This is a genomic window from Sphingomonas sp. EU05-FHT14C10, assembly GCF_058790595.1.
The window spans coordinates 168074-181279 of the sequence record NZ_JBYTEN010000003.1 but is presented as its reverse complement, the minus strand read 5'-3'; the positions used below and the strand labels follow the sequence as shown (position 1 = coordinate 181279).

General features: G+C 66.3%; 15 protein-coding genes and 1 other RNA gene. 5 read left to right on the top strand and 11 right to left on the bottom strand.

Features of this window, described 5'->3' with window-relative positions:
* The first annotated feature begins 89 nt into the window (after positions 1–89).
* Together AC3WT0_RS05550 and AC3WT0_RS05545 are read left to right on the top strand one after the other, a co-directional pair.
* Positions 90–782 carry a VIT1/CCC1 transporter family protein gene (locus AC3WT0_RS05550; RefSeq protein ID WP_492752097.1) on the top strand — a complete coding sequence of 231 codons (693 nt, stop codon included), beginning with the start codon at positions 90–92 and terminating at the stop codon, positions 780–782.
* A gap of 7 nt (positions 783–789) precedes the next feature.
* Positions 790–2034: an MgtC/SapB family protein gene (locus AC3WT0_RS05545; protein WP_492752096.1), complete on the top strand. Its 1245-nt coding sequence runs from the start codon at positions 790–792 to the stop codon at positions 2032–2034.
* Positions 2035–2051: 17 nt separating this feature from the next.
* On the opposite strand, the gene AC3WT0_RS05540 is transcribed toward AC3WT0_RS05545, so the two are convergent.
* Genes AC3WT0_RS05540 through AC3WT0_RS05525 form a run of 4 tightly spaced genes read right to left on the bottom strand, consistent with a single transcriptional unit; the run spans position 2052 to position 4703 of the window.
* A complete protein-coding gene (locus AC3WT0_RS05540) occupies positions 2052–2570 on the bottom strand; it encodes an NUDIX hydrolase (RefSeq protein WP_492752095.1) in 519 nt (172 codons plus the stop codon).
* A gap of 10 nt (positions 2571–2580) precedes the next feature.
* Positions 2581–3252, bottom strand: a complete 672-nt coding sequence (locus AC3WT0_RS05535; protein ID WP_492752094.1) for a TPM domain-containing protein — start codon at positions 3250–3252, stop codon at positions 2581–2583.
* On the bottom strand, positions 3246–4079 hold the full coding sequence (locus AC3WT0_RS05530) for a TPM domain-containing protein (protein ID WP_492752093.1): 834 nt from the start codon (positions 4077–4079) through the stop codon (positions 3246–3248). Before AC3WT0_RS05530 ends, AC3WT0_RS05535 begins: the two co-directional genes overlap by 7 nt.
* Before the next feature lie 21 nt (positions 4080–4100).
* Positions 4101–4703, bottom strand: coding sequence for a LemA family protein (locus tag AC3WT0_RS05525; protein ID WP_492752092.1), 603 nt, complete (start codon positions 4701–4703; stop codon positions 4101–4103).
* A 137-nt stretch (positions 4704–4840) separates the two neighbouring features.
* Between AC3WT0_RS05525 and mscL the strand changes: the two genes are divergently transcribed.
* Entirely contained in the window at positions 4841–5260 is a 420-nt protein-coding gene (mscL, locus tag AC3WT0_RS05520; protein WP_492752091.1) for a large conductance mechanosensitive channel protein MscL, read from the top strand.
* Between the two features lie 21 nt (positions 5261–5281).
* Positions 5282–5622, top strand: a transfer-messenger RNA (tmRNA) gene (ssrA, locus tag AC3WT0_RS05515).
* Positions 5623–6021: 399 nt separating this feature from the next.
* Here ssrA and AC3WT0_RS05510 read toward each other — a convergent pair.
* A complete protein-coding gene (locus AC3WT0_RS05510) occupies positions 6022–6438 on the bottom strand; it encodes a GNAT family acetyltransferase (RefSeq protein WP_492752090.1) in 417 nt (138 codons plus the stop codon).
* Between the two features lie 8 nt (positions 6439–6446).
* A complete protein-coding gene (locus tag AC3WT0_RS05505) occupies positions 6447–6938 on the bottom strand; it encodes a GNAT family N-acetyltransferase (RefSeq protein WP_492752089.1) in 492 nt (163 codons plus the stop codon).
* A gap of 168 nt (positions 6939–7106) precedes the next feature.
* Between AC3WT0_RS05505 and AC3WT0_RS05500 the strand changes: the two genes are divergently transcribed.
* Complete coding sequence (locus tag AC3WT0_RS05500) at positions 7107–7799, top strand: energy transducer TonB (protein ID WP_492752088.1); 693 nt, start codon at positions 7107–7109, stop codon at positions 7797–7799.
* 93 nt (positions 7800–7892) lie between these two features.
* Here AC3WT0_RS05500 and pnp read toward each other — a convergent pair whose 3' ends face one another.
* The 5 genes from pnp to AC3WT0_RS05475 form a co-directional block, all read right to left on the bottom strand.
* The gene (gene pnp / locus AC3WT0_RS05495; protein ID WP_492752086.1) at positions 7893–10223 is read right to left on the bottom strand and encodes a polyribonucleotide nucleotidyltransferase; all 2331 of its coding nucleotides are present in this window, start codon (positions 10221–10223) and stop codon (positions 7893–7895) included.
* Positions 10224–10373: 150 nt separating this feature from the next.
* The gene (rpsO, locus tag AC3WT0_RS05490) at positions 10374–10643 is read right to left on the bottom strand and encodes a 30S ribosomal protein S15 (RefSeq protein ID WP_492752084.1); all 270 of its coding nucleotides are present in this window, start codon (positions 10641–10643) and stop codon (positions 10374–10376) included.
* A 14-nt stretch (positions 10644–10657) separates the two neighbouring features.
* Complete coding sequence (gene truB / locus AC3WT0_RS05485; protein WP_492752083.1) at positions 10658–11554, bottom strand: tRNA pseudouridine(55) synthase TruB; 897 nt, start codon at positions 11552–11554, stop codon at positions 10658–10660.
* A 24-nt stretch (positions 11555–11578) separates the two neighbouring features.
* Positions 11579–11962: a DUF6491 family protein gene (locus tag AC3WT0_RS05480; RefSeq protein ID WP_492752082.1), complete on the bottom strand. Its 384-nt coding sequence runs from the start codon at positions 11960–11962 to the stop codon at positions 11579–11581.
* An 84-nt stretch (positions 11963–12046) separates the two neighbouring features.
* Positions 12047–13195 (bottom strand): glycerophosphodiester phosphodiesterase, encoded by a 1149-nt coding sequence (locus AC3WT0_RS05475; RefSeq protein ID WP_492752081.1) that lies wholly within the window; start codon positions 13193–13195, stop codon positions 12047–12049.
* Positions 13196–13206: the final 11 nt, after the last annotated feature.

Here is a 13206-nt window from a genome sequence, read left to right as displayed (position 1 = left end):
CCAGCTTCGCAGGCATGGAGCAAGCTGGACGGATTGCCGCGGCCAGCGACCTGCCCTAGCAAAGGCGGGCCGCATTTCCGGGGGATGCCATGCCTCGTCACCGTGAAGTCCACCTCGTCGCGCGTATCGGCTGGCTGCGCGCCGCCGTGCTGGGGGCCAATGACGGTATCGTGTCGACGGCCTGCCTGATGATCGGCGTCGCGGCCTCGGGCGCGCCGCGCCCGGCGGTCCTGGTGGCGGGCATTGCGGGGCTGGTGGCAGGCGCGATGTCGATGGCGGCGGGCGAATATGTGTCGGTCAGTTCGCAATCGGACACCGAAAAGGCCGATCTGGCGCGCGAGCGTTCCGAGCTGGCGACCAGCCCCGAAGCCGAGCTCGAGGAGCTTGCCGCCATCTATGTGGCGCGCGGCGTGGAGCCCGAGACGGCGCGCCACGTCGCCCGCCAGATGATGGCGCATGACGCACTGGGCTCGCACGCGCGCGATGAGCTCCACATCTCCGCGCAGACGACCGCGCGTCCCGTCGTCGCGGCGCTGACGTCCGCCGCCACATTCACCGCAGGCGCTGCCGTGCCCGTATTGCTGGCCGCGCTGCTGCCCCGATCGACGATCGTCGCGGGCGAGGCTGTCGGCTCGATCCTGTGCCTTGCGGCGCTGGGGGCGATCGGCGCGGTCACGGGCGGGGCGAGGCCGTGGCGGCCGGTGGCGCGCGTCGTTTTCTGGGGCGCGCTTGCCATGGTGGTGACGGCGGGGATCGGCCGCCTGGTCGGCGCGGCGGTTTAGCGGCCGCATGGCGGCGGTCGACCCCCAACTGATTCCGCTCGCGGCGGCGCTCGCCGCCGGCCTGATCGTCGGCATGGAGCGCGGTTGGGCGCAGCGGGCGATGGAAAGCGGCAGGCGTGTCGCGGGGTTCCGCACCTTCGGGCTGATCGGGCTGGCGGGCGGGCTTGCCGCCCTTGCGCCCGATTCGATCGGAGCCGCGATCGGCATAGGCGTCGCGATCGTGCTGGGCGTTGGCTATGCCCGCTCCGCGCGCGACGACCACATGTCCGCGACGACGACGATAGCGGGGCTGCTGACGTTCGCCATCGGGGTTGCGGCGGTGCGGCTGGGGCCGGCCCCAGCGCTTGCCGCCGCCGCCGCGACATTCGCCATATTGAGCGCCCGGCGATCGATGCACGCCTTGCTGAGAGGGCTAAGCGCGGCCGAGGTGGAGGCCGTCGCGCGCTTCCTTCTCGTCGCGCTCGTCGTCCTGCCCTTTCTGCCCGATGCCGACCTCGGCCCCTATGGCGCATGGAATCCGCGCCGCATCTGGATGGTCGTGGTGATGGTCGCCGCGCTGTCCTTCGGCGGCTATGTCGCCGCGCGGCGATTCGGCAGCGAGCGGGGCATCCTGATCGTCGCCCTCACCGGCGCCATCGTTTCGTCGACGGCGGTGACAGCCGATCTGGCACGCCGCCTGTCCGCCCAGCCCGCGGCCCACGGCGCGCTGACCGCCGGCATCGCGCTGGCGTCGATCGTCATGTTCCTGCGCGTCCAGTTGCTGACCGCGATCCTCATGCCGCGCGCGCTACCGACGCTGGCGATCGCCATAGCGCCGGCGACGATCGTCGCGGCGCTGCTCGCGCTGCTCGCCTGGCGGCGACAGGCGGGCGAAAGCGGCGCCGTGCCCCTTGGCAACCCCTTCGCTTTCGGGCCGGCGCTGATGCTCGCGGGGCTGGTAGCCCTCTTGTCGCTGGTCGCGCGCTGGTCGCTGCATCAGTTCGGCAGCTCCGGCATGGCGGTGGTGCTGGGGCTGACCGGCATGTCCGATGTCGACGCCGCCGTGATGACGCTGGCCGGCCTGCCCGCCGATTCGATCGACGATCGCGCGGCGGGGCTGGTGCTCGCCGTTCCCGTGCTTGCCAATACGGCGATCAAGGCGGGCATGACGATGGCGATCGCGCGGGGCGTCGCGGGCGTGAAGGCAGCCGCGCCGCTTCTCGCCTCGCTTTCCGCCTCGCTTGTCGGGCTCGCCGTCTGGCGGCTTTTATAGGTCAGCGCCGCAGGCGCTCAGCCGATGATCTCGCCGGCGAGGAGCAGGAGCAGCTTGACGTCGATCATCGCGCCGTCCGCGCGCTTGCCGGCGATGAAGGCGGGCACGTCTTCCAGCTTCACGCGGTGGACGATGATGTCCTCATCCTCGATCCCGCCGCCCGCGCCGACCTTGTCGAGCCCGTCGGCCTTCACCAGCGTGAAGGTTTCGGAGACCATGCCGGGGGAGGAAGCGAAGCGGCCGATCAGCGTCAGATGCTCGGCGCGGTAGCCGGTTTCCTCTTCCAGTTCGCGCGCGGCAGCGACGCGGATCGCCTCGCCGGCATGATCGTCGCCGACCAGCCCGGCGGGCAGCTCGATGCACCAGGCGCCGAGCGGGACGCGATACTGCTCGACGAGCAAAATGTGCCGGCCTTCCTCATCCTCGTCGATCGCGACGATCACCGCCGCCTCGATATCGCGTGAGCGCGAGACATATTCCCACTTGCCGTCGCGCTTGGTGGTGATGAAGCGGCCCTGCCAGACGATTTCTTCCATAACCCGATCCCTACAATAGGATGATCCTGTCCGGCAGTTCGTTCTTGTCGTCCGCGCCGCGCGGGAAATGTTCGGCCAGGATCGCGCCGACGCTGTCGACGGCGGCGATCATCCCGTCGGCCACGCGGCCTTCGCGGACATGATCGATCAGCGCGGCCATCGCGTCGCCCCATGCTTCGGGTGCGACCTTGGCGTGGATCGCCTCGTCCGAGACGATCTCGGCGACATGCTCGGCCATCGAGAGGTAGATGAGGATGCCGGTATGCCCCACGGTGCGCTTCTCCGCGCCGACCTTGAAGCAGGTGATCGCCCGCGCCCGCACGCGCGCCGCCTTCACCCCGCGCGGGGTGAGCCAGACGCGCAGCGGCCGCCAGCGCGTGACCAGCCAGACGGTGATGAACTTCAGCACCATCATCGCGAGCAGGGCCGCGCTGATCGACGCCGCCTCATGCTCGCCCGCCCAGCCGCCCGAGGCGAAGGTGACGATCTGCATCAGCAGGCCCGGGCGAAGCGCGAAGAAGGCGGGCACGAGCAGCATGATCGCAATCGCCCAGTGCAGCGCGGTGTCATAATAGGGATCGGAGGCATCGGCGACGATCGTCACGATCTCGCCGTTCGAGCGGGCCTCGGCATTGGCCACGGCCCGCGATACGCATTCGGCGTCCTCGGCGTTCATCACCATCCCCCCGATGCTCCGCCGCCGCCGAATGATCCGCCGCCGCCCGAGAAGCCGCCGCCTCCACCGCCGCCGCCACCCCAGTCGCCGCCGCCCCAGCCGCTCCCGCCACTGCCGCCGCCCGAGCCCCAGCCGGGGCCCCAGATGACCACGGGGCCGCTGCCGCCGCGATAGCGCCGCCCGCGCCGGCGGCCGAAAATGGCGGGAAGGACGAAGACGAAAAGCACGATCAGCCAGAAGATCAGCGCGATCGGCACGCCCTGCTGCTTCTTGTGCTTGGCCTGCGAGAGCAATTGCTGCTGGCGCGCCTGCGCCTGATCCTCGGGCAGCTTCAACTGCTCGATGATCGCATCGGCGCCGGCGATGATCCCGCCCGCCATGTCGCCCTGCTTGAAGCGCGGGACGATCTGGGTGTTGATGATTACCGAGGAAAGCGCGTCGGTAAGATAAGGTTCGAGCCCGTAGCCGACCTCGATCCGCACCTTGCGCTCGTTGGGCGCGACGATCAGCAGGACGCCGTCATTTTCCTTCTTGCTGCCGATCCCCCAGGCGCGGCCGAGGCGGTAGCCATAATCCTCTATCTCATAGCCTTCGAGGCTGGGCAGCGTGACGACGACGAACTGCCGTCCGCTCGCCTGCTGGATCGCGGCGAGCTTCGCGGTGAGATCGGCGGTTTGCGCGGCATCGAGCAGATGCGCATCGTCGACGACCTGGCCGGTGAGCTTGGGGAAGGTCTGGGCGTGCGCCGCGGTGGCAAGCAGCAGGGCAAGCGCGAGCAGCAGCCACACAATGCCCGTCTGCCATGCCCTCCGCCGCATCGATATGGCGGTCATCGATTTTACTCCGCCCGCGGTTCAGCCCTTCGTGCCGAAATCGACCTTGGGGGCCTGGTCGGCGTTGGGCGTGGTCGCCTCGAACGGCGTCATCGGCTTGGCGCCGTGGACCAGCTTCGCGCCGATGATGTCGGGGAAGGTGCGGATCATCGTGTTATAGGCGCGCACCGCTTCGTTATAGTCGCGGATCGCGATGGTGATGCGGTTCTCGGTGCCTTCGAGTTGCGACTGGAGCGACAGGAAATTCTGGTCAGCCTTGAGGTCGGGATAGGCCTCGGTCGTCACCAGCAGGCGGCCGAGCGACTGGCTGAGCGAGCCCTGCGCATCCTGGAATGCCTTGACCTTCGCGGGATCCTTCAGGTCCTCGGCGCTGAGCTGGACCGAGGAGGCGCGCGAGCGGGCCTCGGTCACCTGCGTCAGCACGTCATTCTCATGCTGGGCATAGCCCTTCACCGTCGCGACGAGATTGGGGATCAGGTTGGCGCGGCGCTGATACTGCGCCTGCACGTCGGCCCAGCGCGCCTTGGCCGTTTCCTCGGCGGCGGGGACGCTGTTGATGCCGCAGGCCGAAACCGACAGCGCGATGGCGGGGGTGGCAAGCGCGGCAAGCAGGCGACGATCCATAAACTCACTCCTCTCGGGGGCGTAACTGTATTGCCCGCCAAATACAGTAGCGTCGCCCGCGCCGCAATCGCTCTTGCTTTCACCGGCCGACGGGGGAAGTCTGCCCGTTCGCGGGGAACAGTAGAGGGAGACCCAGCATGCTCAAGGAATTCAAGGCGTTCATCGCGCGCGGCAACGTGCTCGATCTGGCGGTCGCGGTGATCATCGGCGCGGCGTTCAGCAAGATCATCACGTCGCTGACCGAGGATGTGCTGATGCCGATCATCGGCAAGCTGTTCGGCGGCCTCGACTTCTCAAGCTACTTCATCGCGCTCGGCCCGATCCCCGAGAAGCTGGCCGGATCGACCGACTATGCCGCGCTCAAGAAGGCCGGCGTGCCGTTGCTCGGCTATGGCGAGTTCATCACCCAGTTCGTCAATTTCGTGATCATCGCCTTCATCATCTTCCTGATCATCCGCGCGGTGAACAAGGTCGCGCCCTCGACGCTGGCCGATGCCCCGGCCGATCCCGCCGATGTCGTGCTGCTGCGCGAGATTCGCGACCTGCTGAAGAAGTAAGGCCGCGCCCGCCGGGTCCGCTCACTTCACATTCACCGCCGATCGCCTATATCGGGCGTGCCGGATTCGTCCGGAGATGGCGATGAACGATGCCGTGTAATAGATGCAGCGGACCCGGGGGCAGTACCCGGCGGCTCCACCAAAAACCCCGGAAACGGGGCTTCTGACGGGGCCGAACCAGGATCGACGTGTGTTCAAAGACGGTATTTTTGCCCGGGCTGAGTAACCCGTTAAAGGCTCAAAACGACAAGTGCCAACGACAACGAGGCGCTCGCGATTGCTGCCTAACTGAACCCCTCTTGGGACTAGGTTAGAAGGCTTTAGCGCGGTCCGGGCCGCACCGGGCAACAGAAGCGGATTCCAGCGGTACGGGAGGCACCGGGCAACAGAAGCCTCCCACTTTCCCCAACTTTTCAGGCGCGTGGGCTTTTTGCCCTGTTTTCAACGCCGATCGCCAAATAAAGGCGCCGCGAAGTCGATCGGTGGACTTGGCCCGCCCAGTCGTCGCGGCGAAGCGATTCACAAATTCGTCGCACATTTGGGGCGGGGGATCATTTTGGGACTTGCTCCAGATCAGTTTCGCGACAAAATGTTTCCGTCCGATGGCGAAATCGATTCCGGTTGAGCCCTTCCGGTCGCAAAGGGTCGGCGTCTCCTCCTACCCCTGGAGGCGCCGGCTTTTTCTGATAACGCTCTCAACGATTTGGCGGGACGGCTGCGGGCGTGGCTAGCGCTCGGGACGAATCGCTGACGTCATGCCGTCAGGGTTGGAGCAGGCGGCCCATGCTGATGCGCGGTTCTACCGCATAGCCCAGCCGCTCGTAGAAGCGGACGACGGCTTCGTTGCCGCTCCTCACCTGCAGGTTGATCTTGGCGCAGCCGAGCGCGCGCAACGCGGCCTCGGCATGGCGGACCAGCGCGGTGCCGACCCCGCCACGATGCGCCGCGCGCCGGACCGCGACGGCATAGAGCCAGCCGCGATGGCCATCATAACCCGCCATGATCGTGCCGATCACCGCATCGCCGGCGAGGGCGACGAAGAAAAGGTCGGGCTGGACGGCGAGCTTCTCCCGAATGGCATGGGTAGCGCGATTGCGCGGCGGATCGTTGGGGAAGGCTTCGTTCCACAGGCTGTCCACCCCGTCGAAATCGCCCGGCCGATAGCATCTGATCTCCATGCCCTGCCTCAGCCTTCCAGCGCGCGGAACATCACCAGCGCGTCGACATAGCCGAGCGCGGGGTGACGGAAGGCAGCGGGCAGGCGGCCGACGACCGCGAAGCCGAGCGATTCCCACAGATGCACCGCGCGCGCGTTGCTGCTCACCACGAAGTTGAACTGCATCGCCCGGTAGCCGCGCGCCCGGGCATGGTCGAGCGAGTGGAGCGCCATGCGCCGCGCCACGCCCCGGTCGGTCGCGGCGGATGCGGTCATGTAGCCGCAATTGCAGACATGGCCGCCGCCGCCCGCCTGATTGGCGCGGATATAATAAGTGCCGAGGATCGCGCCGGCCTCGTCCTCGGCGACGAACGTCTCCTTGTCGGCGGCCAGCCAGTAGGCGAGCGCATCGGCCTCGCTCATCTGCGGATCGAGCGCATAGGTTTCGCCCGCGCGGATCGTGGGGCCGATGATCGACCAGATGGCGGCGCGGTCGCGTGGCGCGGCAGGACGGATCTGCATGATGCCGGGCTATCTCGATGCGCTGGCGGCGGCAATGGCGGGCGAATACAGATCCATGCCATTGTCACCGAGCGAATGCATGTTGTTGAACCGGCGCCCGATAATTGTAGTTAGTGGTCGTCATACGGGGCATGGATGTCACTATGATTTATGAGGGGGAGCGAGTTCATGCGGTCTGTCAGGATGGTGTGGGCGACGATTTGCGCCATTTTTCTTGTTTTCGGGGCTGGGCAGGCGACGATCGCCCAGATATCTGAAGGCGATCAGAAATATATCCTAAGCGCGTATCAAATGTGCATCCAGGGTGAATTTAGAAATCTGCTGAAATATGACCTTGCGAGTAAAGATATATATCCGCTCATGCGGATCGCCGACGAGGATGTGTTCAAATATCTCAAGTCGAAATGCTCGTCGGTTCTGACTGGACTTCTGTCGCGGGCGGATGATGCCGCGACGGCAGGCCAGTATGTCGACGAGATGGAGGTGGCGGATCAGCGACGCCTGCTGACCACGCTTCAGAGCTTGCGACCGAAAATCACTACGGTCGTCAATTCCATTAGGATGCCTGGCCCGCGGCCCGCCGTCCGCCTGCCGGAGTTCGGCGTCGCGATGGACGATTATCCGAGCATGGCATTGAGAAACAATGAGCAAGGGACGTCAGAGGCAGTCTTCACGGTATCGGCGGACGGTAAAATCGCCGCCTGCTCGGCGAGCGGCGCGACGGAGCTGCTCAACGCAAATACCTGCCGGGTCATCCAACGTCGTTGGAAATATGCCCCTGCACGCGATGCGCATAACGAGCCAGTCGCCTCTGTGCTGACCAAATATATGACGTATTCGATGGGGTCGGTTCAGTATTAAGTCCGGAAGCGCTCGCGATCGGAGTATCGGCTAGACAAAAAAAAGGGGGCCGCGAGGCCCCCTTTCCCGTTTCAGCGCTGACGCCGGGACGACTTAGTCGTCGTCGCGGGTCAGGAAGGCCGGGGCGAACTCGGGCGCGGGGCCGTCGTCGCGCTCGGCGCGTTCGCCACGCTCGCGGCGGGGGCCGCGATCGCCGCGATCGCCACCACGGTCGCCACGGTCACGGCGGGGACCGCGATCGCCACGGTCGCCGCCGTCACGACGCGGACCGCGATCGCCGCGCGGACCACGATCCTCGCGCGGCTCGCGCGGGGGACGGGTGTCGGGCAGTTCCTCGCCGGTTTCCTGGTCGACGACGCGCATCGACAGGCGGACCTTGCCGCGATTGTCGATCTCGAGGACCTTGACCTTCACGTCCTGGCCTTCGGACACGACGTCGGTCGGCTTCTCGACGCGCTCATTCTTCATCTCGGAGACGTGGACGAGGCCGTCCTTGCCGCCCATGAAGTTCACGAACGCACCGAAGTCGACGATATTGACGACCTTGCCGCTGTAGATCTTGCCGACCTCGGGCTCCTCGACGATGCCGAGGATCCACTTCTTGGCCGCTTCGATCTGCGACACGTCCGACGAGCTGATCTTGATCACGCCTTCGTCGTCGATGTCGACCTTGGCGCCGGTTTCCGCGACGATCTCGCGGATCACCTTGCCGCCGGTGCCGATGACTTCGCGGATCTTCGACTTGTCGATGGTGATCGTCTCGATACGCGGCGCGTGAGCCGAAAGCTCCTCGCGGGTGTGGTCGAGCGCCTTGGCCATCTCGCCGAGGATGTGGGCGCGGCCCTCATGCGCCTGCGCGAGCGCCTGCTTCATGATCTCCTCGGTGATGCCCGCGATCTTGATGTCCATCTGAAGGCTGGTGATGCCTTCGCTGGTGCCGGCGACCTTGAAGTCCATGTCGCCGAGATGGTCCTCGTCGCCGAGGATGTCGGAGATCACGGCGAACTCCTTGCCCTCGAGGATCAGGCCCATCGCGATGCCCGACACCGGGCGCTTCAGCGGCACGCCCGCATCCATCATCGACAGCGAGCCGCCGCAGACGGTGGCCATCGACGACGAGCCGTTCGACTCGGTGATGTCCGACAGGACGCGGATCGTGTAGGGGAACTCCTCCTTCGTCGGCAGCACCGGGTGCAGCGCGCGCCAGGCGAGCTTGCCATGACCGACTTCGCGACGACCCGGGGCGCCGAAGCGGCCCACTTCGCCGACCGAATAGGGCGGGAAGTTATAGTGCAGCATGAAATGCTGGTAGGTCAGACCGTTGAGGCCGTCGATCATCTGCTCGGCGTCCTTGGTGCCGAGCGTGGTGGTGCAGATCGACTGCGTCTCGCCGCGCGTGAACAGCGCCGAGCCGTGGGTGCGCGGCAGGAAGCCGACGACAGCCTCGATCGGGCGGATCTGCGTGGTGGTCCGGCCGTCGATGCGCTGACCGTCCTTGAGGATGGCGGTGCGGACGATCTCGGCCTCGAGCTTCTTGACGAGCTTGATCGCGGCCATCTGGTCCTGCGGCGTCTCGTCGGCGAAGGCGGCCTTCGCCTTGGCGCGCGCCTCGTTGAGCGCGTTCGAGCGGGCGGACTTGTCGGTCAGCTTGTAGGCTGCCGCGATGTCCTTGCCGACGAGGTCCTTGAGCTTCGCCTTGGCGGCCGAGAGATCGGCCTGCGGCGCCATGTCCCACGGCTCCTTCGCAGCCTGCTCGGCCAGCTTGATGATCGCGTCGATCACCGTCGCAGAATGCTTGTGCGCGAACATGACGGCGCCGAGCATGACCTCTTCCGAAAGCTCCTTGGCTTCGGATTCGACCATCATCACCGCGTCCTGCGTGGCGGCGACGACAAGGTCGAGATCGCCGGCCGCGACCTGTTCGTCGGTCGGGTTCAGCACATAGTCGCCGTCGACATAGCCGACGCGCGCGGCGCCGATCGGGCCGAGGAAGGGCACGCCCGAGAGCGTCAGCGCGGCCGAGGCGGCGACCATCGCGAGGATGTCGGGCTCGTTCTCGCCGTCATAGCTCATCACCTGGGCGATGACGTTGATCTCGTTGTAGAAGCCTTCGGGGAAAAGCGGGCGGATCGGGCGGTCGATGAGACGCGAGACGAGAGTCTCCTTCTCGGTCGCGCCGCGCTCACGCTTGAAGAAGCCGCCCGGGATGCGCCCGGCGGCCGAATATTTTTCCTGATAGTGGACGGTCAGCGGGAAGAAGTCCTGGCCTTCCTTCACCGACTTGGCGGCGGTCACCGCGCAGAGGACCACGGTCTCGCCAAGCGTCGCGAGAACCGCGCCGTCGGCCTGGCGGGCAACGCGGCCCGTTTCGAGCGTGAGGGTCTTGCCGCCCCACTCGATCTCAACTTTCTTCATGTTGAACATTTGGTTTCCTTCGTCCGGCGACCCTATGCCGCCGGGGCCTGTTTGAGAGCCCGTCTGGATGGGCTCGGGGGCAGTCCGCCCCACCGGAGCCCGCGCCGGATTGCGCGGATGCCGGATATGAAACGGCCCCCGTGGCGGGGGCCGTTGGACTTAGCGGCGAAGACCCAGCTTCGCGATAAGTGCGGTGTAGCGATCGCCGTCCTTCTTGCGGAGATAGTCCAGAAGGCTGCGACGCTTGTTGACCAGCATCAGCAGGCCGCGACGCGAGTGGTTGTCCTTCGCGTGGCTCTTGAAGTGCTCGGTCAGGTTGACGATGCGCTCGGTGAGGATCGCGACCTGGACCTCGGGCGAACCGGTGTCGCCGTCGATGCGGGCATGTTCCTTGATCAGCGCTTCCTTGCGCTCGGCAGTGATCGACATCGTGGTCCTTTCATCTAGAGGTTGAAGCCGCGCACCACCCGGACTTCAGGTCCGGTGGCTTCCACCAAAGCGACGGGGGTTTCGCCCAGCATCGCGAAGTGAAGGCCTTGGGTGTCGACAATCCCGACCAAGACCCGCCCCTGACGGAGCAGCCCTGCCTGATCGGGGGTGAGGGATAGAGCCGGGATGTCGTCCAGCCCCGCCCTCAACGGCAGGCAAACGTCTTCAAGGGCGCGCCCATGCCCCAGTTGCTCCAGCTTGTCCAGCGAAATCGCGGGTTCGAGCGTGAACGGACCGGCCTTCACGCGCCTGAGCATCGTCACATGTCCGACGGTGCCGAGCGCCTGCGCGATGTCGCGCGCGAGGCTGCGGATGTAGGTGCCTTTGGAGACATGGGCGGTGAGGGTGACGCTTTCAAGCGCGCCGGACGCCGGCGTCGCGGGATCGGCGGAGAGCGCATGGATCGTCACCGCGCGCGAGGCGAGCTGCACCGCCTCGCCGGCGCGGGCAAGGTCGTAGGCGCGTTCGCCGTCGACCTTCAGCGCCGAATAGGCGGGGGGCACCTGATCGACAGGGCCGGTGAAGCGGGGAAGGACGGCCTCGACCTCGGCGCGGGTGGGGCGGTGGTCCGACGACGCGATTGCCTTGCCCTCGAGGTCGAGCGTATCGGTCTCGACGCCGAAGGCTATGGTGAAGTCATAGACCTTGTCGCTGTCGAGCATCCGCCCGGCGAGCTTGGTCGCTTCGCCCACCGCGACGGGCAGCACGCCCGACGCCAGCGGATCGAGCGTGCCGCCATGGCCGACCTTCGCCTTGGGATAGCCGCCCGCGCGCAGCGCGCGCTTTACCGCCGAGACGATCTGGGTCGATCCCGGACCCACGGGCTTGTCGATGATCAGCCAGCCATGCATCGCGCCCCGATAGGGGCAATGCGATCACTTGTCCGCAACCTTATGCGTGCTGGGCGGCGGATTGGAGGTGACGAGCTTGCTGATCTGGCAGGTCTGGCGGCCGACGATGATCGACGAGAACTGATCGAGCGAGCCCGTGCCGCCGCCGCTGTCGAAGCCCACCGTGTTGGCGAAGGGCAGGTTGGGGCAATAGCCCATCAGCGAGGCATAGTACCAACGGTTATTGTAGGTCTGGATGTAGAGACCCTTGTCGCCATCGGCCTGGTAATTCTGGATGCTCGTCCCCGGGAAGGGGATCGTCGCCTCGGCGCCGATCGGCTGCGGCTGGGCAGGTTTCGCCATTGCGGGGGCGAAGGACAGGCCCAGCATCAATGCTGCGATCGGGGCGGTCAGTCTGAAGCGGTTCATCGTCCGGCTCCTTGCTCAAATGCTGCGCGCATTAAGGCACCGAGCGGCTGGACCGTTGCTGAACCGAAAATATCTGGACGCGAGTTAATGGCGCGGAGAGGTTGGCGCGAAGGCGCCGACCGCCGCGCGGGCGCGGTCGGGCGCGTCGGCGAACAGCGCATCGACCCCGGCTTTCAGGAAGGCGGCGAACTCGGCAGCGTCGTCGCCATAGGCGCGCAGGTCGTCGCCCTTGCGCAGGCTGGTCGGCAGGAAATAATTTTCGGGCCGGAAGGTGTAAGGCGTGACCAGCAGCCCGGCGGCATGGGCATCGGCGACGAGCGTCGTGGGGGCGAGGAGATTGCCCGCCGTGTCGCGCGGGATGATCCAGCCCTTGTCAGGGCCGATCGCGTCGGCATGGGCGTGAAGCTGTTTCAGCCCGGCCGGGGTCATCAGATCGGCATAGGTGCGCTTGTCGCCGGCGATGACGAAATCCTGCGGCCGGGCGTCGGGAGAGTCGACGAGCTGGACCAGCCGCGCTTTGGTCATCGCGCGCAGCTTTATAAGGTTGGCGACCTCGAAAGACTGGATGAACACCGGGGCATCGGCGCTGTCATAGCCGTTGGCCTTGAGCGCCTTGACCAGCGGCTCTTCCAGCGCGAGCCCGATCGACTGGAAATAGCTGGGATGCTTGGTTTCGGGGATGATCCCGATGCGGCGCCCCGTTTCCTTCTCGCGCCTCTTCACCAGATCGATCATGTCCTGGAAGGTCGGCACCTCGAAGCGGCCGTCATAGCCGGCATTGGCGGGGCGGAGCTGGGGCAGGCGCTCCTTCGCGCGCAGCGTCTTCAGCTCGGCGAGCGTGAAATCCTCGACGAACCAGCCCGTCAGCGACACGCCGTCGATGACCTTGGTCGTCTTGCGCGCCACGAATCCGGGGTGGCTCGCGACATCGGTGGTGTCGCCGCCGACCAGCGCCGACGAATCGCCGCCGATGTAATTTTCATGCCGGCAGACGAGCACGCCGTCCTTCGTCGAGACCAGATCGGGCTCGACGAAATCGGCGCCCATCGAAATGGCCAGATCATAGGAAGCGAGCGTATGTTCGGGCCGGTAGGCCGATGCGCCCCGGTGGCCGAAGACGAGCGGCGCGGCGTGCTGCGGGTTGTGCTGCGGCGGGGGTGAGGCAGCTTCTGTGCCGGTGACGGTCATGGCGCTGAATAGCAGCAGCGCGGCGGCGCGGAAAAGCGGGATCATGCCGCGCCTTA